The organism is Streptomyces sp. Tue6028 (assembly GCF_002300165.1).
In the GTDB taxonomy this organism is placed as follows: domain Bacteria; phylum Actinomycetota; class Actinomycetes; order Streptomycetales; family Streptomycetaceae; genus Streptomyces; species Streptomyces siamensis.
This window is the reverse complement of the sequence record NZ_MLCE01000006.1, coordinates 73,641-95,147: the sequence shown is the minus strand read 5'-3', so window position 1 is coordinate 95,147 and position 21,507 is coordinate 73,641. Positions and strand designations below refer to the sequence as shown.

Sequence of the window (21,507 nt, the reverse complement as noted above, 5' to 3'; positions counted from 1 at the left end):
CACGGCAACACCACCGAACAAGCAGCACCAACGGCAACACAGCACAGCGGCACTGAGGAGAGACGTGAGCGGCAAGGGTGCACCCGAACTGTCCGTACGCAACTGCGGCGACCTGCGCGTCGCGGTCATCGCGGCACAGTGGCACGAGAAGGTGATGGACGGCCTCGTCGACGGCGCGCTGCGCGCCCTGCACGAGCTGGGGATCGACGAGCCGACCCTGCTGCGGGTCCCCGGCAGCTTCGAGCTCCCGGTCGTCGCCAAGGTCCTCGCCGGACGCGGCTACGACGCGATCGTCGCGCTCGGAGTCGTCATCCGCGGCGGGACCCCCCACTTCGACTACGTGTGCCAGGGGGTCACCCAGGGCCTCACCCAGGTCTCCATCGACACCGGTGTCCCCGTCGGCTTCGGCGTGCTGACCTGTGACACCGAGGAACAGGCCCTGGACCGCGCGGGCATCGAGGGCTCGAACGAGGACAAGGGCCACGAGGCGGTGACCGCCGCCGTGGCGACGGCGGCCACGCTCCGCTCAGTATCCGAACCCTGGCGCTGAGGTACGGCCACGAGCGCGTAGGGTGGGCAGCACCATGTCCAAGAAGACGTTCGAGGAGCTCTTCACCGAGCTCCAGCACAAGGCCGCCAACGGCGACCCCGCCACTTCGCGTACCGCCGAGCTGGTCGGCAAGGGTGTCCATGCCATCGGCAAGAAGGTCGTCGAAGAGGCCGCAGAGGTCTGGATGGCCGCCGAGTACGAGGGCAAGGACGCCGCCGCCGAGGAGATCTCGCAGCTGCTCTACCACGTCCAGGTGATGATGGTCGCGCGCGGGATCTCCCTCGACGACGTGTACGCCCACCTCTGAGTCGCACCAGCAATTCGCACACCACACGCACGAACGAAGGAAGCCGACCTCATGCTGCGCATCGCCGTCCCCAACAAGGGTTCCCTGTCAGGCCCTGCGGCGGACATGCTGCATGAGGCCGGCTACCAGCAGCGCCGGGAGTCCAAGGAGCTGCGGATCGTCGACCCGGAGAACGAGGTCGAGTTCTTCTACCTCCGCCCCCGCGACATCGCGATCTACGTCTCCTCCGGCCGCCTCGACATCGGCGTCACCGGCCGGGACCTGCTCATCGACTCGGGCGCCAACGCGGAGGAGATCCTCCCGCTCGGCTTCGCCCGCTCCACCTTCCGCTTCGCCACCAAGCCCGGTACGGCGAACGGCGTAGCGGACCTGTCCGGCATGACGGTCGCCACCTCCTACGAGGGCATCGTCGCCAAGCACCTCGCCGACCACGGCATCGACGCCTCCGTCGTCCACCTCGACGGCGCCGTCGAGACCGCCATCGAGCTGGGCGTCGCCGAGGTCATCGCGGACGTCGTCGAGACCGGCACCTCGCTGCGCAACGCGGGCCTGGAGGTATTCGGCGACCCGATCATGAAGTCCGAGGCCGTCGTCATCCGCCGCGTCGGCGCCGACACCTCGGAGGAGGCCGAGCCCAAGGTCCAGCAGTTCCTGCGCCGCCTCCAGGGCGTCCTGGTCGCGCGGACGTACGTGATGATGGACTACGACTGCCGCGCCGAACACCTGGAGAAGGCCGTCGCGCTCACCCCGGGGCTGGAGTCGCCGACCATCTCGCCGCTGCACAACGAGGGCTGGGTGGCCGTCCGCGCCATGGTCCCCGCCAAGGAGGCCCAGCGGATCATGGACGACCTGTACGCCCTCGGCGCGCGGGCCATCCTGACCACGGCCATCCACGCCTGCCGGCTCTGACGGGACGCTGAACATGTCGGACAACTCCGCGCCTCCCGCGCTCCCCGTCACCTTCCGGCCGTCCCGCACCCGGGCCGTGCTGCTCATCGGCGGAGCCGCGATCTTCGTGGTCATCACGACGGTCGCCCTGCTCCTCGAACAGCTCAGCCCGGGGGAGCGGACCAGCTTCGTCTTCACCGCGGCGCTGCTCTTCGGCGTACTCCTGCTGCTCGCCCGGCCCAAGGTCGTCGCCGACGAGACCGGCGTCACGGTGGTCAACATCGCCAGCAGCAGGCACCTGGAGTGGGCCGAGATCCTCCAGGTCAACCTGCGCCCCGGCGACCCCTGGGTGTTCCTCAACCTGAGCGACGGCACCAGCCTGCCCGCGCTCGGCATCCAGCCGGGCATCGCCAAACAGCGCGCGATCGAGGACGCCCGCGCCCTGCGCGCCCTCGCCGAGGCGCGGGCCATCGGCGAGCCGCACGGACGACGTGACGAACATCAGGGCTGACTCTCGCCCTTCCACCCTGCCCCGAGGGCCCATGTCTTGATTAACCTGTTGGCGGAGGCGTTTTCGTTGCGCCTCCGCCTTCGATCTGCCACCCGGCGTTTCCAAGGCCCCCTGCTACCCGAGGAGTGACTCCCTCCAGCGATGGACGGATCGTCCTGTAGTACCTGCGCCGCCCCCTCCCGACATACCGAGGCGGCGGCATGACCATCCCCCTGCTGCTCCTGGGAGCGGCGTTCCTGCTGATCCTCGCCAACGGCTTCTTCGTCGCGGCGGAGTTCGGCCTCGTCACGGTCGAGCGCCCCGACGCCGAGAAGGCCGCGGCCGAAGGCGACCGACGGGCCGGTACCGTGGTCGACTCCCTCAAGGAGCTGTCCTTCCAGCTCTCCGGCACCCAGCTCGGCATCACCATCACCTCGCTCGTGGTCGGCATGCTCGCCGAACCGGCGCTCGCCGAGCTGCTGCACGGCCCGTTCACCGCGATCGGCCTCCCCGAAGGCGCCGTGCCCGGTGTCGCCGTGGTCGTCGGCATGCTGCTCGCCTCGGCCGTGCAGATGGTGGTCGGTGAGCTGGTGCCCAAGAACTGGGCGGTGTCCAGGCCGCTCCAGGTCGCCCGCTTCGTCGCGGGCCCCCAGCACGCGTTCTCCCGGCTCTTCCGGCCGGTGATCGCCGCGCTCAACACCGTCGCCAACCGGCTGGTGCGCGCACTGGGCGTCGAACCCGCCGAGGAGCTGGCCTCCGCCCGTACCCCCGGCGAACTCGTCTCCCTGGCCCGGCACTCGGCACAGGCCGGCGCCCTGGAGCAGGACACCGCGGACCTGTTCGTGCGGACCATCTCGCTGGCCGACCTGACGGCCCAGCACGTCATGACGCCGCGCGTGAAGGTCAGCGCGCTCCAGTCGTCGGCGACCGCCGAGGACGTCGTCAACCTCACCCGCGCCACCGGCCTGTCCCGATTCCCCGTCTACCGGGAGCGGATCGACGAGATCGTCGGCATGGTGCATCTCAAGGACGCCCTGGCGATCCCCTCGCACGACCGGCGGCGCACCCCGGTGGGCCGGATCGCCCAGGCACCGCTGCTCGTCCCGGAGACGCTGCCCGTGCAGCCGCTGCTGGAACAGTTGCGCAGCGAACAGCCCATCGCCGTCGTCGTCGACGAGTACGGCGGTACGGCGGGCGTCGTCACCCTGGAGGACATCGTCGAGGAGCTCGTCGGCGAGGTCCACGACGAGCACGACGACGTCCTCAACGAACTCCCCGAGCTCGCCCCCGCCCCGCCCGAGGACGGGAGGCCCGCGTGGGACGCCGACGGCAGCTGCCGCGTCGACGTCCTCCAGCGCATAGGCATCGACGTGCCCGAGGGACCCTACGAGACCGTGGCCGGCCTGGTCGCCGATCTGCTCGGCCGGATCCCGGCCCCCGGCGACCGGGCCGAACTGCCGGGCTGGCGTCTGTCGGTACGCCAGGTCGGGCACTACCGCGCCGAACGCGTCCGCCTGGTGCGGACCGCGCCCGTCCCGGAGGCCGTCCGATGAGCGTGCTCCAACTTCTCTTCGCCGCCCTGCTGGTGCTCGCCAACGGTTTCTTCGTCGGTGCCGAGTTCGCCCTGGTCTCCGTGCGGCGCAGCCAGATCGAACCGCTCGGGACCGCACGGGCCCGGCAGGTCCTGTACGGCCTCGAACGCCTCCCGCAGATGATGGCCGCCGCGCAGTTCGGCATCACCGTCTGCTCGCTGACGCTCGGCGCCGTCGCCGAACCGACCGTCGCCCACCTGCTGGAGCCGGTCTTCGAGGCGGCGCATCTGCCGGACGGGCTGATCCACCCGCTCGGCTACGTGATCGCGCTCGCCCTCGTCGTCTTCTTCCACCTCGTCATCGGCGAGATGGTGCCGAAGAACCTGGCGATGGCCGCGCCCGAGAAGACCGCGTTGTGGCTCAGCCCCGGTCTGGTGGCCTTCGCGCGGCTGTGCCGTCCGGTGACCGTCGCCCTGGGAGCCTGCGCGCGGGTGATCCTCAAGCTGTTCCGCGTCGAGCCCAAGGACGAGGTCGAGGCGGTCTTCACCAGCGAACAGCTCAACCGTCTCGTCGAGGACTCGGGCCAGGCCGGTCTCCTCGACCCCGAGGAGCAGGAGCGCCTGGAGGACGCCCTGGAGCTGGGCTCCCGCCCGGTCACCGACGTCCTGCTGGACAGCGATCTGCTGATCACGGTGGATCCCTCGGTCACTCCCGGCCAGGTCGTCGCGCTCACCGCCCGCACCGGCTACTCGCGTTTCCCGGTGGTCGCCGAGAACGGCGCCTTCATGGGCTGCTACCTGCACGTGAAGGACGTCCTCGACCTGGAGGACTCCGACCGGGCGGTGCCGCAGCAGATGTGGCGCCCGATGACGACCCTGCGGGCCGAACTTCCCCTGGACGACGCCCTCACGGTGATGCGCCGCGCCGCCACGCACCTCGCTCAGGTCGCCGACGCGTCCGGCAAGGTCCTGGGGCTGGTGGCGCTGGAGGACGTCCTGGAGCTGCTGGTGGGCGAGGTCCGCGACCCGGCGCATCGGGAAGCCCCGCCGCTGCGTGTCTCGGAGCCGCGCCCGAGCGAGGCTCCGGAGGAGGCGCTGGCGAGCTGAGCCGTCGCCGGCCTCCCGCTCGGCCGCGGGCCGGTGGGGGCTTGTCGCGCCGTTCCCCGTGCCCCTTCAGGGGCCCGGGGAACCGCGCGTTCATGGGCGGGCTCGGAGGTGCCGACCCGAAGCGGGGTGCGGCGGGCGGTCAGAGCGCCGACGGATCCTGGGGTCCCCGGCCGGAGAGCACCTCCCCGTACGCCTGCATCAGGTCCGGCAGCCGCAGGGTGGACAGGTCGTCGCGCGACGGGGTCCCCGGGTAGCCCGACAGGCGCAGGTCCCGGTACGCGCAGCTCTTCTCGTACAGCGTGCGCAGGAAGCGGCCGTTGCCGAGCTCGTCGATCCAGCCCTGGTCGACGACGTGACCGCTGATGGAGCGGAGCTCGTCGAGGGCCTCGTCGTCCCAGACGTCGCCGTTCTCGGCGGCCAGCACCTCTCCGATGGAGGTGAGTTCGAGGGGGCGGTAGGAGGGGAAGTCCACGCGGGTCGTGAACCGGGAGGAGAGACCGGGGTTGGCGGCCAGCAGGCGGTCCATGCCCTCCGGGTAGCCGGCGAGGATGACGACCAGGTGGTCGCGGTTGTCCTCGGCCCGCTTCAGCAGGACCTGCAGGGCCTCGTCGCCGTACGCGTCGCCCTTGCCGTAGCCGGAGTTGGACAGCGAGTACGCCTCGTCCACGAAGAGGACGCCGCCGATCGCGGAGTCGATCAGCTCGTTGGCCTTCACTGCGGTCTGCCCCAGGTACTCGCCGACCAGGTCAGCGCGCTGGGCCTCCACCAGATGGTCGCCGCCGAGGAGGCCGAGCGCGTAGAAGACCCGGCCGAGGATGCGGGCCACGGTGGTCTTGCCGGTGCCGGACGGGCCGGAGAAGACGAAGTGCCGCTTCGGCGGCTGCACCGGCAGGCCCTGACCGGCCCGCAGCCGCGCCATGTTCAGCTGCGCGGACAGCGCCTTGACCTGCCGTTTCACGGGTTCCAGGCCCACCATGCGCTCCAGCTCGGCGAGCGCCTCCTCGAGTAACGCGGGGTCGGTCGGGCCCGTGGGCAGCGGCTGCACCGGCAGCACGGCCTTCTCCCGCACCGAGTCGGCCTCGGGCGGCAGCCCGCCCGGTGGCGCGAGTCCGGGCTCCGAGATCTTCAGGTCCCGCCCCTCGACGCCGAACAGCGGGTCCACGCCGTCCGGGCCCTCCATGACGTCCTGTCCCATGCCGGCCAGGCTGATCGCCGCGAGGTCGGCGGCGGCGTCGTCGTACCCGTCGCCCTCGGCTATGGCCGCCAGCCGGGCCGAGGTGTCCATGAAGGAGGGGTCGACCCTGTGCACCGCCCGGTACAGCGGCAGCGCCGCGGCGGACCGTCCGGTGCCCTCGTGGGCCCGGGCCAGCCAGTACCGCAGCTCCTTGCGCTGCGGCTGCTCGCTGCGGCAGCGCATCAGCGCGGAGGAGAGCAGCGGCTCCGCCTGCCCGTACATCTCCAGACGCACCCGCGCCATACCGCCGAAGAGCCCGGCCTCTATGCCGAGCATCGGATCGTCGATCAGCGGGTCGGTGTGCCGGACCAGCTGCTCCCAGTCCTTGACCAGATAGGCGCGACAGGCGTGCAGGAACCGCACCTGATGATCGGCGTCCACGGGCGGCAGGCTGGCCAACGCCCGGTCGAGTTCCGGGACATGGCGTCCGTCGAGCCAGTGCGAGGCGTGCGCCAGCAGCAGGTCGCGCGGGCTCTCCAGCACCGGCTGGACCCACCAGCCGAGCCAGTACCAGGAGTTGAGCGTGCGTCGGTGGCGGGCGCGCTGCTCGCCGAAGCGGTCGCGGTGGCGGAACATCCGCAGCAGCGCGGTCGTCGTGTCCACGCGCAGCGCGTGCAGGCCGAGCCAGCCGTCCGCCATGCCCGGGTCGATCCGGACCGCGGTACGGAATTCCTCCTCCGCCTGCGGATAGGCGCCCATCGTGTAGGCGTCCACGCCTCGCAGCCAGGCGAGGTCGGCCGGGGCCTCGGGGCCCTGCGTGCCGAAGTCCATCGCGTCCCCCCACAAACCGTGCCCCCGATGATCGGGGAGTGCCTCGTGGACCGGCACCCCCTCGCCGCCGGGCCGGTACCCGTCGGCAATTTGGTCGAACTGCTGTGCCGCGGACGGGAGTTGCACCGGTGCGCAGAGCAGCCGTCCGAAGGTCGCACCGAGGGCATCGTACCTGCGGCACAGGGGCGGGCCGAAGGGTGCCGCACACCCCGTTCCACGAGGTGGGAGCAGATGGGGCGCACTGTGCGCGGTCACCGAGGGTGAACGAATCGCGGCGCGCGGCGTCCGAAAAAGGGGGTGTGGGCAGAACGAAGCCCCCGATCACGGGGGAACAACCGGGGGCTTCGCGAATGCGGGCGGCTCCCAAAGGCCGCACATTCAGAACGTAAGTCCTGTACGGCCCCCCGGTCAAGCCGAGTTGGAGCACTCACGGAAGTTCGTTCGCAAGGGTCTTCACAAGTTCAGCACATTGCGGATGGTCCGTCACCGTGAGTGATGGAGGTGTCCGGTCCGAGGGTCCCATCAGGTCCCTTCCGTACCTCGTATCCCTCAGGACACTGCCGCACCAGAAGGTCGGCAAAGGGGCGCGAAGGGTCGTCGGCGAAGTGTCGGCGCTCGGCGCGGACCCATCCGTCCCAGAACTCGCTCTGCGCCTCGCCGTCCCGTCGCTGCCCTCGCGTCCAGGCCTCCTCGTGCGGCAACTCCATCCACAGGAGTCGAGCGAGGAACGGCCGCAACGCCCGGCGGCCGGCGCCGACGCCCTCCAGCAGGATCACCGGCGCGGCCGGCAGTTCGCGGGACGGCCCGAAGCCGCGGGTCGTCCAGTCGTAGGGGGCGTACCGGGCGGGCTCCCCGCGGCGCAGCGGCTCGATCACCTGGCGCAGCAGCCGTCCGGTCCAGGCGAAGAGCTCCTCGTGTGTGGCGACGTCGTCCAGGTGCAGCACGGGCGCGCCGTCCAGTGCCGCCGCCAACTGCCCGGCGAATGTGGTCTTTCCGGAGCCCGCGTGCCCGTCGATGCCGACGAGGCGGACGGGGCCGCAGGACGGCGGCAGCCGGAGCAGCTGTGCGGCGAGGTCGTGAATGGTGTTTCCCTGGGGAGAGGCGGGGTCGGCAGGGGCGCGGACGGCTGTGCGGGGGAGGTTTCGGGCATATTCCTGGGGAACATTCTATCGAGCGCTGTTCGCGGTGGATGCGCGGCCGCACAATAGTGCCGCATTGAACTACCTTTTGAACAATCCCCAGGGTCTGCTTTCTCTTCCTCCATAAGATGTCCCCACTGCGGAACCAGGTATTTCGGAAACCCCGTTCCGGCTCCCCTTGATGCTGAGTAGGGTGCCTGTTGCGCAACTGCGAAGTGTCGTACGGGGACGGACAGGGGAAGATGGCCGCGGGGTTATTCGAGGGGCAGTATGTGTGGCATCCGGCGGCCGACGACCGCAGACTCGCGAGCGTCTGTGTGGATGTCCGCGCCGGCCGCTATCTGAGTGCCCGTGAGGCCCTGGAGGAGACACGCGCAGACTTCGGACTGCGTGCCCACCGTTCCCTGGTGGTGGCCTCCGAGGCCGCCGATTCCGACCTCGCCGAACGCTGGCTGGCCGAGGAGCCCTCCCCCGAGGCGGCGCTCCTGTGGGCACGCGTGGCCGTGCTGCGGGCCCTGCGCGCGGCCGACACCAAGGACGGCCGGGCCGAGGCCCTGGAGCGGATCGCGCTGACCGCCTGCGAGCGGGCCGCCGTCATGATCCCCGCCGATCCCACGCCCTGGGCCGCCAAGCTGTCCATGGCCCGGCTGCACGATCTGCGCGAACCCGCCCCGCAGGGGCTGCTCACCGCGCCGCCCGGCCCCTGGCGGCTGTTCTCGCACATCCTCCGCCTCGACCCCTGGCACCGCGAGGGCCACCATCGATTCCTGGCCTTCTTCTTCACCCGCCACGGCGGTTCGGTCAACGCCGCCTGGGACGTGGCCGCCTTCCTGAGCCAGCGTGCCCCCGCCTCCTCGCCGCTGCGACTCCTTCCGCTGGTGGCCCTGGTGGAGAGCTACAACCCCTCGCAGCTCCTGGTCGACCGGACCTGGGAGCAGCCCCAGTGGCGTTCCACCGCGCTCGCGATCTACCAGAACTGGCTCCCCGAGGTGCCGGGCTACCGGTTCACCCCGGTGCTCGACCTGTCCTACCTGGCGCACGCCCTGTTCATGTCCCAGCGCGAGTTCGAGGCGCGCGCGGTCTTCACCGCCATGGGGCCGTACGCCTGCCGCATGCCGTGGAGCGTGTTCGGCGAGCCCGAGGAGCAACTCTCCCGTGCCCGCCGGACGTGCGGCATGCCGGTGCCGGGAGCCACCTGACCGACCGGCTGCCCGGGCCGGCCCCCACAGTCTTCCGGCCAACCCCCCAGAGAAAGGTCAGTTGTGTCAGAACGGATATCGGCTCCACGTACCAGAGGGCGCACAGGTGAGGAATCCGCCGCGCTCGACGACGACGCGACACTTCATGCGATGGGATATCCGCGAAAACTGACGCGTCGATTCCAGGCGTTCGACAATTTCGCGATCTCATTCACCATCATCAACATCATCTCGGGAATCTTCTCGTCCTTCGGGTTCGGTATGAATGCCGGTGGTCCGCGCATTCTCGTGTTCGGCTGGATCGGCGTGTCCGTGATGGTGCTGTTCATCGGCGCCGCCATGGCGGAAGTGGCATCCGCCTATCCGACCAGCGGGGCGCTGTATTTCTCCGCGGGAAAGCTCGCCAAGCGTCACAAGGGCGCATGGTCGTGGTACACGGGATGGCTGAATTTCGTGGGTCAGGTGGGCGGCACCGCGGCCACCGGGTACGCGGCCGCCACGTTCATCCAGGCCTTCGTCGCGCTCCAGTGGGACTCGTACGAGCCGACCGCGCACCAGACCGTCCTGATCACGATGGTGATCATCGTGCTCCAGGGGCTGGCCAATACCTACACGGTGCACCTGGTCGCCGTGCTCAACCGGATCTCGGTGTGGTGGCTGCTGATCGGGCTCGTTGTGATCGTGAGCACACTCGTCGTGATGCCCGATCATCACCAGTCGGCTTCGTTCGTCACGCATTTCGAGAACAACACCGGTTTCACCAACGGCCTTTACGGGGGGATGCTCGGCCTGCTGGTCACCAGTTGGACCTTCACGGGCTTCGACGGCAGCTTCCACATGTCCGAGGAAACGGTCCGGGCCACGGTCAACGCGCCCAAGGGGATCACGCGCGCGATCGGCTATTCGGCGGTCACCGGACTCCTCCTCATGCTCGCCCTTGTGTACAGCATTCATGATTATGACCAGGTGGCGGGCTCCTCGGCGCCGCCGGTGCAGATTCTCATCGACGGGCTTGGCATGGGCACGGCAAAGGCGATCCTGCTCATCGTCATCGGCGCCATGCTCTTCTGCGGCCTGGCCAATCTGACCAGCAACACCCGGCAGATCTTCGCCTTCTCCCGGGACGGCGCGATGCCCGGCTCGCGGTGGTGGCACTCGGTCTCGCCGCGCACCCGCACCCCCGTCAAGGCCGTCTGGCTGGCGGTCGGCTGCTCGCTGGCGCTGGTCCTGCCCGGCTGGTGGTCGCACACCGCCTTCACAGCCATCGTCAGCGTCAACGTCGTCGGACTCTTCCTCGCCTACGCCGTGCCCATCTTCCTTCGGCTGCGGCTCGGCGACGAGTTCCGGCCCGGCCCCTGGAACCTGGGACGCTGGAGCAGGCTCATCGGCTGGGTGGCGGTGATCTGGATCCTCGCCAGCAGTGTGCTGTTCATGCTGCCGCAGGTCTCGCCCATCACCGGCGACACCTTCAACTACGCGTCCATCGCCCTGGCCGTGGTGCTCGTGGTCGCCACGGTCTGGTGGTTCGCCACGGCCCGCCGCCGCTTCCAGGGTCCCGTCAGCTACGGCCGGCCCGACGAGGTCGCGGCGATGGACCTCATCTGACGGACGCCCCCTCGGTGTCCGACGGCCTTCGCGCGGCGCGTCCGACGCCCTCCCCCGGCCCGGTCCTCGCCGGGCCGGGGAGAGGCTCCGCAGGTCATGCCAGTGGTCCCGACCAATATTGGTGGGCGCGACGCGAGCCGAAGTGCTGGCAGAACTCGGGGTCCGGCGTCCATAGTTGGCCCACCACCGTGCATTGGGCCCGCCCGTTCCGGACACCTGGGGGTCATCCACCCATGAGCAGAGCCGAACAGCCGTCCCGCAGAACCGTCCTGGCCGCCGCCGTCGCCGCGGCGGCCGTGGGCGCCGCGAGCCCGCCGGCCGCCGCCGCACCGGCGCGCCACGGGAAAGCACCGGGCGGCCTCGTGGACAACCGCGCCTGGACCTCGTACTCCGACTGGCGCGGCGGCACCGCGAAGGGCACGCGCAGCGTGTCCGGCGCCCGCCCCGGGGTGGTGATCGCGGCCCCGGCCGGCACCACGGACTACACCGATCCGCACACCGGCAAGGCCTCCACCTGGGAGTACGCCACCTGGACCTCGCCGGTCCACAAACTCGCCGTCCCCGCCACCGAGGCCATCGCCTCCTGGAACGCGGACACACCGACGGGCACTTGGCTCCAGGTCGAACTGACGGGCACGTACTCCGACGGTACGAACACCCCCTGGTACGTGATGGGCCGCTGGGCCGCCGGCGACCAGGACATCAAGCGGACGTCCCTGGACGACCAGAGCGACGGCAAGAGCAGCATCTGGACGGACACCTTCTCCATCGACGACGCCGCCTCCGGCCTGCGCCTCGTCTCGTACCGACTGCGCCTGACCCTGTACCGGACCCCGGGCAGCCGCGTCACGCCCGTCGTGTGGCGGCTCGGCGCGATGGGCTCCGACGTCCCGGACCGCTTCACCGTCCCGGCCTCGACCCCGGGCCTCGCCCAGGAACTCGCGGTCCCGCGCCTGTCCCAGGAGATCCACTCCGGGCAGTACCCCGAGTACGACAACGGCGGCGAGGCCTGGTGCAGTCCGACCTCCTCGCAGATGATCATCGAGTACTGGGGCCGCCGGCCCACCGCCGAGCAACTGTCCTGGGTCGACCCCGCGTACGCCGACCCCCAGGTGTGCCACGCGGCCCGCTTCACGTACGACTACCAGTACGGCGGCTGCGGCAACTGGCCCTTCAACGCCGCCTACGCGGCGACGTACCCCGACCTCCAGGGGGTGGTGACCCGACTCGGCTCGCTCACCGACCTGGAGACGCTGATCGCCGCCGGCATCCCGGCCATAACGTCCCAGTCGTTCCTGAAGACCGAACTGACGGGCGCGGGCTACGGCACCTCGGGCCACCTCATGACCGTCATAGGGTTCACGGCCGACGGCGACGTGATCGCCAACGACCCCGCGTCGCCCAGCGACCAGGCCGTGCGCCGCGTCTACAAGCGGCGCGAGTGGGAGAACATCTGGCTGCGGACCAAGCGGTACAACGCCTCCGGCAACGTCGTCTCCGGCACGGGCGGCGTCTGCTACCTGTACTTCCCGGCGCAGCCCTCGGCACGGCAGCGCAAGGCGCTCGCGGCGGTGGGCATCCGCTGACCCCGGGAGGGCGGCCCCTCCTCCCCGCCGTGGAGGGGCCGCTCCGGGTGGTCAGCCCTGGACCGGGGCGACCACCCAGTCGGGGTGGTTCGGCATCGGCGGGGTCTTCGCCCCGTACAGCCAGGGGTGCAGGAAGCCGTCGAGATCCTCGCGCGCGACCTTCGAGGCCAGGTCGATGTAGTCCTGCGTGCTCGCGGTCTTCCCCTTGTACGTCGTCACCCAGGCGCGCTCGATCTTCCCGAAGGTCGCCTCGCCGACCTTCTCGCGCAGCGCGTACAGGACGAGCGCAGAACCGTCGTAGCGCATCCGCTTGAAGAGGTTCGGCTCGGTCGGCTCGGCCGGGGCGCCGTAGTCGTGGCGCCACTGGTCGTGGCTCGTGTACGCGGTCTTCATGGTGGCCTCGAAGTTGTCGCCGCCGTGCTCCTGCGAGTACTGCCGCTCGTAGAACCGCGCGTGGCCCTCGCTCAGCCACAGGTCGGACCAGGTCTTGATGCCGACACTGTCACCGGTCCACTGGTGGGCCAGCTCGTGCACGAGATTGCGCTCGGCGTCGACCCGTGTGCCCAGCAGATCGGCCTTCGGGACCAGGGACAGCGACTGCGTCTCCAGCGCCACGCCCAGGTCGGTGTCGCCGACGAGTACGCCGTAGCGGTCGAACGGGTAGGGGCCGAGGCGCTCCTCCAGCCAGGCGATGTGGTCGGCGGTGAGCTTGCGGTACTCCTCGGTCGGCGCCACCAGGTCGTCCGGGACCACGTCACGTATCGGCAGCCCGTGCGGGCCGGTGCCGTCGACGAAGGTGAACCGGCCGATCGCCAACTGCGCGAGCTGCGTCGCCACCGGCTGCTCGGAGTCGTACGTCCACTTCACGCGCCCGTCGGCCTGCTCGGTGCGCTCGGTGAGCTTGCCGTTGGCGACCGCGGACAGCCCGGCCGGAGTCGTGATGTGGAAGGTGATGGGCGCGCGCCGGCTCGGATGGTCGTTCGACGGGAAGATCATCTTGGCGCCGTCGGGCTGCGGATAGAGCACCGTGCCGTCCGGTGTGGGGATCCAGCCGTAGTCCTCGATGGCGTCGTCGCGGTGCCGGATCTGGGTCGGGTCGGCGGTGTAGCTGACCTTGACCGTGAAGGCCTTGCCTCGGGGCAGGGCCGCCTTCGGGGTGATCACGAGCTCGTCCCCGTCGCGCACGGCGGTGGCCGTCCTCCCGTTCACGGTGACCGAGTGCAGGGTGTTCCCGGCGAAGTCCAGGTCGAAGCGGGACAGGGCCTGCGTCGCGGTCGCCCTGATCGTGGCGGAGGCCTCGAAGGGCGTCCTCGGGGCCTGCCAGTCGAAGTCGAGGGTGTAGCGGCCGACCTCGTAGCCGCCGTTGCCGTCGAGCGGGAAGATCGGATCACCGAGACCGGCCGCACCGGGCGAGGGGGCCTCGGACGTGGCAGGCGCGGCCTGGGAGACGGGACCCGTCAGGGCGGCCGCCACGGTGATCGCCGCCGCGAGGGCCAGGCGAGCTCTGCGGCGGGGCGTCCGGAACGTGCTCATCGAAGACCTTTCGGTTGGCTGACCACTTTCGTGTGAGGAGACGCACAGTCCCCGGGCATCGTTGTGGAATCACGGGCCATTCGAACCACGTCGAAGTGTGTGCGTGACCCAGGTCTCTACCGCCGCGACCCCTGCCAATGGCAAGGTGGACGAGCCGGTGGGGAGCCGGCCGAAGCGGGGGGACGCCACCGCACCACTACGTCAGCGAGATGCCATGACCGCGACCTCCGCCACCAGCTCCCGTGCCCGCGCCCGCACCGGCGGGCCGCAGGAAGACGGCCCCAAGATCCTTGAGCACGTCCTGGGCTGGACCCTCGTGGTGGTCGTGGCGATGCTGATCACTCAGCTCGGACTGCTCTGATCACCCGATCACCCACCTCGGACCGCTCTGATCCCGCCGACGGCTCCGCGCCCTTCGGGGGCAGCGCGCACCTCGGATCGCTCCCGCGCCTCTGACCTCCACTCCACGCCCGCGCGCCGGGCGAGCGCGGGGGCGATCGACGGGAGTCGAAGGAGCAGGTGGCCCAGGTCTGCCATACTTCCGATGTCCTGTCGGCAGGTGGAGACTTGGGCCGGAATTGAATAATAGTCAACAACGCGACGTCGACCGTCCCCGGGCGCGCGGCACCGACCGCTCACTGGCGCGCCGCGCCGAACTCATCGCCATCGGACGGAAGCTCTTCGCCGACACGTCGTACGACGCGCTGTCGATGGACGACATCGCGCGCCAGGCGCATGTCGCCAAGGGGCTGATCTACTACTACTTCAAGTCCAAGCGCGGCTACTACCTCGCCATCGTCCAGGACTCCGTGACGGATCTGATCTCCCGGGCGGCGGGCGGCCTCGAACTGCCCCCCGAGGAACGGGTGCACCGCACGATCGACGGCTATCTGCGCTACGCCGAGCACAATCAGGCCGCGTACCGCACGATCATCACCGGGGGCGTCGGCTTCGACACCGAGGTGCAGGCCATCCGGGAGGGCGTGCGCGAGGTCATCGTCGAGACCATCGCCGAAGGGGCGTGGGGTGCGCGCCGCTCTGGCGGTGAGGCCGGGGGCGCGGGCGGACGGCGCGGCATCGCCCCGCTGCCGCGCATGGCCCTGCTCGGGTGGCTGTACAGCGTCGAGGGGGCCACCCTCGACTGGATCGGGGATCCTGCGCTGCCGCGCGACACCATGCGCGAACTGCTGGTGAAGATGCTGGGCGGCGCGATGCGTGCCGTCGAGGAGCTCGACCCCTCCTATCCGGCCCCCGAGGCCGCCCGCCGGGACGACGTCTGAGCGTCCCCGCGCCGGGATCACCGCTCATCCGCGCCAACGCGACAGGGGCGGGGACCGCCGTAGGCCCCCGCCCCTGCCGCCGTACAACCGCGGCTAGTTGATCGACTTGATCAGTTCGCCGTTCGAGGTGTCACCGCTCAGTTCCCAGAAGAAGGTGCCGCCCAGGCCCTGCGCGTTCTTGTAGCTCATCTTGCCGGCGATGGTCGACGGGGTGTCGTAACTCCACCAGTTGTTGCCGCACTTGGCGTACGCGGTGCCGCCGACCGTGCCGGTCGCCGGGCACTTGGTCTTGAGCACCTTGTAGTCGTCGATGCCCTGCTCGTACGTGCCCGCCGCCGGACCCGTCGCCGTGCCGCCCGGCGCCGCCTGCGTCACACCGGTCCAGCCGCGTCCGTAGAAGCCGATGCCGAGCAGCAGCTTCGAGGCCGGAATGCCGAGGCCCTTCAGCTTCGCGATGGTCGCGGAGGTGTGGAAGCCCGCCTTCGGGATGCCGGTGTACGAGTTCAGCGGCGAGTGCGGAGCCGTCGGGCCCGCCGCGTCCCAGGCCCCGAAGAAGTCGTACGTCATCGGGTTGTACCAGTCGACGTACTGCGCCGCGCCCGCGTAGTCGGCGGCGTCGATCTTGCCGCCCGCGGTGGCGTCGGCCGTGATCGCCGCGGTGACCAGGTTGCCGCTGCCGAACTTCGTCCGCAGCGCCGACATCAGGTTCTTGAACGCCGCCTTGCCGCTGGTGTCACAGGTGTTGCCGCAGGCGTTCGGGTACTCCCAGTCGATGTCGATGCCGTCGAAGACGTCCGCCCACTTGGAGTTCTCGACCAGGTCGTAGCAGGACTGGGCGAACGCGGCCGGGTTCCGCGCGGCCTCGCCGAACCCGCTCGACCAGGTCCAGCCGCCGAAGGACCACAGGACCTTGAGACCCGGGTGCTTCTTCTTGAGCTTGCGCAGCTGGTTGAAGTTGCCGCGCAGGGGCTGGTCCCAGGTGTCGGCGACGCCGTCCACGGACTGGTCGGCCGTATAGGCCTTGTCCGTCGCCGCGTACGCGTCTCCCATGGCGCACTTGCCGCCGGTGACGTTGCCGAAGGCGTAGTTGATGTGGGTCAGCTTGGCGGCCGAGCCGGAGGTCTCGATGTTCTTGACGTGGTAGTTCCGGTCGTAGACACCCCATTCGGTGAAGTAGCCGACGACTTTGGATCCGGCCGCGGCCGCCTGCGCGGTGCCGGCCTGTGCGGTGCCGGCGGTGCGGGACTCGGGTGTGGCGGTCGCGGTGCCGGCACCGGCGAGCAGTCCCGCGCCCAGGACGGCGCAACAGGCGGCGGACAGGAGCGCCCGGAAGGAGGCGCGGGGGCGGTGCGGTCTGAGCATCGTGTCTCCTCGTGGGGGAGGGGAGCGTGTGGGGGCGATGGTGCTGGGACCTGCCGACGGCCGCGGGGCCCGCCGGTTGCGGGCCGCTCGGCCCGTCGGGTGCCAGGCCACGGGGGGCCTGCCGATGCCGCTTGGCATGAACGCGTTAAGGCGTTGGGGGAACCCTAGGAGGACTAGACCAGTGCGTCAATGGTTCGGACCAATTTCCCTTTCTTTGAGTAAGCGGTCGTTAACTGGTGACTCGGTGCCTCCGATCGGGCATACTCACAGCGCCACAGCCGCTGATCAGCGCGTTCCGCAACCCGGAGCGGGAGCATCGGCTGGGCCAGGTGAGACCCGGCGGAGCAGCCCCACCCAGGTGTGCGTCCGCCGATGTGCCCGACAGGGAGGAGAGCGTCGCCATGCCCGACCGCGCCCCGCAGCCGGTGGACCGTCAACTGCCCACGGACGAGGCCCGGGATCTGATCTCGCTCGTCCGCGACATCGCGCAGCGTGAGATCGCCCCGAAGGCGGCCGAGGAGGAGGACGCCGGACGCTTCCCGCGCGACGTCTTCGGGCTGCTGTCCGAATCGGGTCTGCTCGGTCTGCCCTACGACTCCGAGTACGGCGGCGGCGACCAGCCGTACGAGGTCTACCTCCAGGTACTCGAAGAGCTCGCCACGGCCCGCCTCACCGTCGGCCTCGGCGTCAGCGTGCACACGCTCGCCTGCCACGCCCTCGCGAACTACGGCACCAAGGAGCAGCAGGTCGAGCACCTGCCCGCGATGCTCGGCGGCGGACTCCTCGGCGCCTACTGCCTCTCCGAGCCGTCCTCCGGGTCGGACGCCGCCTCACTGCGCACCAAGGCCGTGCGCGAGGACGGGGACCCCTCCCGTTCGGGCGGAACCGGGAGCGGGGGAGAGTGGGTGATCACCGGCACCAAGGCCTGGATCACGCACGGCGGTGTCGCCGACTTCTACACCGTGCTCGCCCGCAGCGGCGGCGAGGGGCCCCGCGGCATCACGGCCTTCCTGGTGCCGGGGGACGCCGAGGGGCTGAGCGCCGCGCCGCCGGAGAAGAAGATGGGCATGAAGGGCTCGCCCACCGCCCAGGTCCACCTCGACGGGGTGCGGATCTCCGACGACCGCCGGCTCGGCGAAGAGGGCCAGGGGTTCGCCATCGCCCTGTCCGCGCTCGACTCCGGACGCCTCGGCATCGCCGCGTGCGCGATCGGCCTGGCCCAGGCGGCGCTCGACGAGGCCGTGGCCTACGCGACCGGCCGTCAGCAGTTCGGGCGTCCCATCTCGGACTTCCAGGGACTGCGCTTCATGCTCGCGGACATGGCGACGCAGATCGAGGCGGGCCGCGCGCTGTACCTGGCCGCGGCGCGGCTGCGCGACGCGGGACGGCCGTTCTCCAAGCAGGCGGCCATGGCCAAGCTGCTGTGCACGGACACGGCGATGAAGGTGACCACGGACGCCGTGCAGGTGCTCGGCGGCTACGGCTACACCGCCGACTTCCCCGCCGAGCGCTACATGCGCGAGGCCAAGGTGCTCCAGATCGTCGAGGGCACCAATCAGATCCAGCGCATGGTCATCGCGCGTCACCTCGCGGGTCCCGACTCGCGCTGATCTGCGCGTACCCGTACATCGCCGACGGGGCGGCCAGTCTGACCCACTCCGGGTCGTGCCGCCCCGGCAGCGTGCGTCCGCGATCGGCCCAGGTGCGCATCAGGGCGCGGTAGATGGGCGGATCCGGGTTCGGCGGGGGCCCCTGCCGAACCGGTTCTGTCGGAGCGGGGACGAAGATCCGGCGCCGACGACCGGTCGCGGAGTAGGTGGGGGTCATACCGGGGCAACGCGCGGGCGGCCGGGCAGGTCACCCGCGCACGGAATCGACCGTGAGTTCACTCGAAGCCCGTACGGGGGCCTGCCGGGCGCGGCGCCTGGACGCCGACGGGCGGGCCCCTGCCCGGTGTGGCCCACCGCGTGGTCGGCGTGCTCGCGGCCGCCCGTGGGAGCGCGCCATCTTGGCGTGGCCCGCCCGTGACCGGTGCTTTCGCATGGGGTCTGTGGGGCGCGCGCATCCGGTGAGGCGGTCCGTGATCGAGCCGCCCCTCCCCGGCCGCGCCTGCGGTCGCCCGCGGGCTCGCCGGCCCGGGTGTCGTGCTCGGTCAGGGGTGCCCGGCCGCGGCGTGCGGTCCGGCTGGGGCCTCGCCCGAGGTGCTGCGGTCCTGTGTGGGGTGCTCCGCCGTCCTGGGGCCCGAGTGTGGCTCCGGTGCCAGGGTGTGCCCCGCGACGTGCGGAGCCGGGCGTCCGGCCTTCACTGGGCGTCCCGCCTTCACCGGGCGTCCTGCCTTCACCGGGCGTCCGGCCTTCACTGAGTGTCCCGCCTTCACCGGGCGTCCCGCCCCCACCGGGCGCCGTCCGGCGCGTGATGTCCGGCGTCCGGGCCGGGGCGCGGCACGCGATGCCGAGGCGCTCCGCGCGGGCCGCGGCATGCGGTTGCTGTGTGTATCGCACCGGCCGCGTCATGCGGTCGCGGAGGCATATCGCCCGGACCGCGGCATGTCGTCGCGGGTCGCATCGCCCGGCGTGCGGGATCTGGCCGTGCGGCGATATCTGACGTACCGTCAATTCGCCGTCGTGCCCGGGCCGCACCCTGTCGCGCGATGTCGACCGCCGTGCGTCCAGGGAGGCCTGCCGTGCCCGACGACCGTCCCGTTGCCCTCGACGAGTACCCGGTGCACCAGGTGCCCCTGTCCATGAGGCACGTCGCCACCGGTGACCGGAACGCGTACGACCGCTGCATCTTCCACGTCCTCGACCACCAGGGCGGAGCGCTGCTGATCCTCGGCCTCGGCGTCTATCCGAACCTCGGCGTGATCGACGCCTACGCCACCCTGCGTCTCGGAGACCGCCTGCACGCGGTACGGGCGTCGGACGCGCTCGGCGACGACCGCATGAACCTCGCCGTCGGCCCACTGCGGATCACCGTCGAGGAGCCGCTGCGCCGCCTGCGCCTCCAGTCGGACGACGACTGCCTGTCCTACGACATCACCTGGACCGCCGGCTTCCCGGCCCTGTGGGAGCCGCACCACATCCAGCGCCGCGGTGGCCGTCTGACGCTGGAGGGGCGCCGCTTCGTGCAGGCGGGCGGCGTCCAGGGCGTCATCCGCGTCGACGGCGAGGAGATACGCGTCTCGGCGGGCGAGTGGACCGGCACCCGCGACCGCAGCTGGGGAGTGCGTCCGACCCCGGGGGAGGAGGGCGGTCGGCTCGCGGAGGAGAACCCCACCGAGGGGTTCCACTGGATCTGGTGCCCCGTCCGCTTCGACGACCGCTTCCTCATGGTCGTCGTGCAGGAGGACGCCGACGGCCATCGCTCGCTCAACGACGCGACCCTCGTGCGCGAAGGCCACCGTGATCTCCAACTCGGCTGGCCCCAGGCCGACATCACCTACCGGTCCGGTACGCGCGAGCCCACCTCGGCCGTCGTCCACCTCACGGACCCCGTCGACCGCAAACCCCTGGAACTGGGCGTGCAGGTGCTGACCTCGTCACCGCTCGCCGTCGGCGCGGGCTATCCACCCGCCGACGACTGGCAGCACGGCACCTGGCGCGGTCGCGACTGGACCGACCGCCGCGTCTACGACCTCGCCGAACCCGCCGCGCATCCGCTCGCCGCGTACGGGGTCGTCGACCACGCGGCCCGCTTCACCCTCGACGGGCAGGTCGGTCACGGGATCTTCGAGCACGGCTCGTTCGGCCGCCACGACCCGAGCGGCTTCACCGGCTTCGACTCCGTAGCGCCCTGATGGGAGTGGTCAGATGGCCACCGCACCACGCCCCCGCACGACCACCCGCGAACCCGAGGAGCTGGCGCGCCGGCTGACCGCCTGGCTGCGGACGAGGCTGCCCGGCGCCGCGGCCGTCGACGTGACCGTCCCCGCGTCCAACGGAATGTCCAGCGAGACCCTCCTGTTCGACATCGAGCATCCCGAACCACCGCTGCGGGGCTGCGCGTTGAGACTCGCGGCGGACCCGTCGGCGTACACCGTGTTCCCTGTGTACGACATGCCGCGGCAGTACCGCACCATGCGCCTGGTCGGCGAGCGCACCGACCTGCCGGTGCCACGGGTGCTCTGGCTGGAGGAGGACCCGGCGCCGCTCGGGGCGCCCTTCTTCGTCATGGAACGGGTCGACGGGCGCGTGCCACCCGACGTGATGCCCTACACGTACGAGGGGAACTGGCTGCACGCGGCGAGCGACGACGAGCGCGCGCACCTGGAGGCGGCGTCGATCGGACTCCTGGCCCGACTGCACGACCAGGTGCCCGTGAAGGAGGCCGACTTCCTGGCGCTGCCCGGCGACGGCAGCCCGCTGCGCCGACACGTCGCATCCCAACACGCCTACTACGCATGGGTGACTGACGGCCTGTCGCGCTCACCGCTCATCGAGAGCGCCTTCGACCGTCTTGAGGAGCTCTGGCCGCGCGAGGAGGGCGAGGCGGTGCTCAACTGGGGTGACGCGCGCATCGGGAACGTCGTCTACGACGGCTTCGAACCGGCCGCCGTCCTCGACTGGGAGATGGCGGCCCCGGCCCCGCGCGAGGTCGACCTCGGCTGGACCGTCTATCTGCACCGCTTCTTCCAGGACCTCACCGTGGGCTTCGGCCAGGCAGGCCTGCCCGGTTTCCTGCGCCGCGACCGCGTCGAGCGGCGCTACGCCGAACTCACCGGCCACGTACCGCGGGACATGGACTTCTACACCCTGTACGCCGCGCTGCGGCACGCGATCGTCATGCTGCGCGTCGCCTACCGCCAGGCGCACTTCGGCGAGGTCGCCGTACCCGCGGACCCGGACACACTGATCCTGCACCACGACAGCCTGCGTGCCATGGTGCAGGGCAGTTACTGGGACGGACCGGGCGTCGGCCGCTGAGTC

Annotated in this window: 18 protein-coding genes; 14 read left to right on the top strand and 4 right to left on the bottom strand. The window is 70.8% G+C overall.

What is annotated here, in order from left to right:
* Positions 1–64: 64 nt before the first annotated feature.
* From ribH to BKI49_RS05065, 6 genes are all read left to right on the top strand, one after another.
* Complete coding sequence (gene ribH, locus BKI49_RS05090; RefSeq protein WP_095932990.1) at positions 65–550, top strand: 6,7-dimethyl-8-ribityllumazine synthase; 486 nt, start codon at positions 65–67, stop codon at positions 548–550.
* A gap of 34 nt (positions 551–584) precedes the next feature.
* Positions 585–857 carry a phosphoribosyl-ATP diphosphatase gene (locus tag BKI49_RS05085; RefSeq protein ID WP_028803646.1) on the top strand — a complete coding sequence of 91 codons (273 nt, stop codon included), beginning with the start codon at positions 585–587 and terminating at the stop codon, positions 855–857.
* Between the two features lie 51 nt (positions 858–908).
* Positions 909–1,766 carry an ATP phosphoribosyltransferase gene (gene hisG / locus BKI49_RS05080; RefSeq protein ID WP_095932989.1) on the top strand — a complete coding sequence of 286 codons (858 nt, stop codon included), beginning with the start codon at positions 909–911 and terminating at the stop codon, positions 1,764–1,766.
* 13 nt (positions 1,767–1,779) lie between these two features.
* Entirely contained in the window at positions 1,780–2,256 is a 477-nt protein-coding gene (locus BKI49_RS05075) for a PH domain-containing protein (protein ID WP_095932988.1), read from the top strand.
* A gap of 200 nt (positions 2,257–2,456) precedes the next feature.
* On the top strand, positions 2,457–3,788 hold the full coding sequence (locus BKI49_RS05070) for a hemolysin family protein (RefSeq protein WP_095932987.1): 1,332 nt from the start codon (positions 2,457–2,459) through the stop codon (positions 3,786–3,788).
* Positions 3,785–4,873 (top strand): hemolysin family protein, encoded by a 1,089-nt coding sequence (locus tag BKI49_RS05065; protein WP_095932986.1) that lies wholly within the window; start codon positions 3,785–3,787, stop codon positions 4,871–4,873. Before BKI49_RS05070 ends, BKI49_RS05065 begins: the two co-directional genes overlap by 4 nt.
* Positions 4,874–5,012: 139 nt before the next feature.
* Here the strand turns inward: BKI49_RS05065 and BKI49_RS05060 are convergent, their stop codons facing one another.
* Together BKI49_RS05060 and BKI49_RS05055 are read right to left on the bottom strand one after the other, a co-directional pair.
* On the bottom strand, positions 5,013–6,878 hold the full coding sequence (locus BKI49_RS05060; protein ID WP_095932985.1) for an AAA family ATPase: 1,866 nt from the start codon (positions 6,876–6,878) through the stop codon (positions 5,013–5,015).
* A 461-nt stretch (positions 6,879–7,339) separates the two neighbouring features.
* On the bottom strand, positions 7,340–7,960 hold the full coding sequence (locus BKI49_RS05055; protein WP_095932984.1) for a uridine kinase family protein: 621 nt from the start codon (positions 7,958–7,960) through the stop codon (positions 7,340–7,342).
* A gap of 299 nt (positions 7,961–8,259) precedes the next feature.
* Between BKI49_RS05055 and BKI49_RS05050 the strand changes: the two genes are divergently transcribed.
* The 3 genes from BKI49_RS05050 to BKI49_RS05040 all read left to right on the top strand — a co-directional run bounded on the left by BKI49_RS05050 (position 8,260) and on the right by BKI49_RS05040 (position 12,407).
* Entirely contained in the window at positions 8,260–9,216 is a 957-nt protein-coding gene (locus tag BKI49_RS05050) for a hypothetical protein (RefSeq protein WP_179332337.1), read from the top strand.
* A 63-nt stretch (positions 9,217–9,279) separates the two neighbouring features.
* Positions 9,280–10,821, top strand: a complete 1,542-nt coding sequence (locus tag BKI49_RS05045) for an amino acid permease (protein WP_095932982.1) — start codon at positions 9,280–9,282, stop codon at positions 10,819–10,821.
* A gap of 233 nt (positions 10,822–11,054) precedes the next feature.
* Positions 11,055–12,407, top strand: a complete 1,353-nt coding sequence (locus BKI49_RS05040) for a peptidase C39 family protein (protein ID WP_095932981.1) — start codon at positions 11,055–11,057, stop codon at positions 12,405–12,407.
* Positions 12,408–12,458: 51 nt separating this feature from the next.
* Here the strand turns inward: BKI49_RS05040 and BKI49_RS05035 are convergent, their stop codons facing one another.
* Complete coding sequence (locus BKI49_RS05035) at positions 12,459–13,940, bottom strand: M1 family metallopeptidase (protein WP_095932980.1); 1,482 nt, start codon at positions 13,938–13,940, stop codon at positions 12,459–12,461.
* A gap of 214 nt (positions 13,941–14,154) precedes the next feature.
* Between BKI49_RS05035 and BKI49_RS34640 the strand changes: the two genes are divergently transcribed.
* Both BKI49_RS34640 and BKI49_RS05030 read left to right on the top strand, forming a co-directional pair.
* Entirely contained in the window at positions 14,155–14,301 is a 147-nt protein-coding gene (locus BKI49_RS34640; RefSeq protein ID WP_107469320.1) for an SCO1431 family membrane protein, read from the top strand.
* A 217-nt stretch (positions 14,302–14,518) separates the two neighbouring features.
* A complete protein-coding gene (locus BKI49_RS05030) occupies positions 14,519–15,220 on the top strand; it encodes a TetR/AcrR family transcriptional regulator (protein ID WP_095932979.1) in 702 nt (233 codons plus the stop codon).
* Positions 15,221–15,313: 93 nt separating this feature from the next.
* Here BKI49_RS05030 and BKI49_RS05025 read toward each other — a convergent pair whose 3' ends face one another.
* Positions 15,314–16,582 carry a glycoside hydrolase family 18 protein gene (locus BKI49_RS05025; RefSeq protein WP_095932978.1) on the bottom strand — a complete coding sequence of 423 codons (1,269 nt, stop codon included), beginning with the start codon at positions 16,580–16,582 and terminating at the stop codon, positions 15,314–15,316.
* A 401-nt stretch (positions 16,583–16,983) separates the two neighbouring features.
* Between BKI49_RS05025 and BKI49_RS05020 the strand changes: the two genes are divergently transcribed.
* The 3 genes from BKI49_RS05020 to BKI49_RS05005 all read left to right on the top strand — a co-directional run bounded on the left by BKI49_RS05020 (position 16,984) and on the right by BKI49_RS05005 (position 21,504).
* Positions 16,984–18,192 (top strand): acyl-CoA dehydrogenase family protein, encoded by a 1,209-nt coding sequence (locus tag BKI49_RS05020; RefSeq protein WP_095932977.1) that lies wholly within the window; start codon positions 16,984–16,986, stop codon positions 18,190–18,192.
* Positions 18,193–19,265: 1,073 nt separating this feature from the next.
* Positions 19,266–20,378, top strand: coding sequence for an Rv3169 family protein (locus BKI49_RS05010; protein ID WP_095932976.1), 1,113 nt, complete (start codon positions 19,266–19,268; stop codon positions 20,376–20,378).
* A gap of 13 nt (positions 20,379–20,391) precedes the next feature.
* Positions 20,392–21,504, top strand: coding sequence for a phosphotransferase family protein (locus tag BKI49_RS05005; protein WP_095932975.1), 1,113 nt, complete (start codon positions 20,392–20,394; stop codon positions 21,502–21,504).
* Positions 21,505–21,507: the final 3 nt, after the last annotated feature.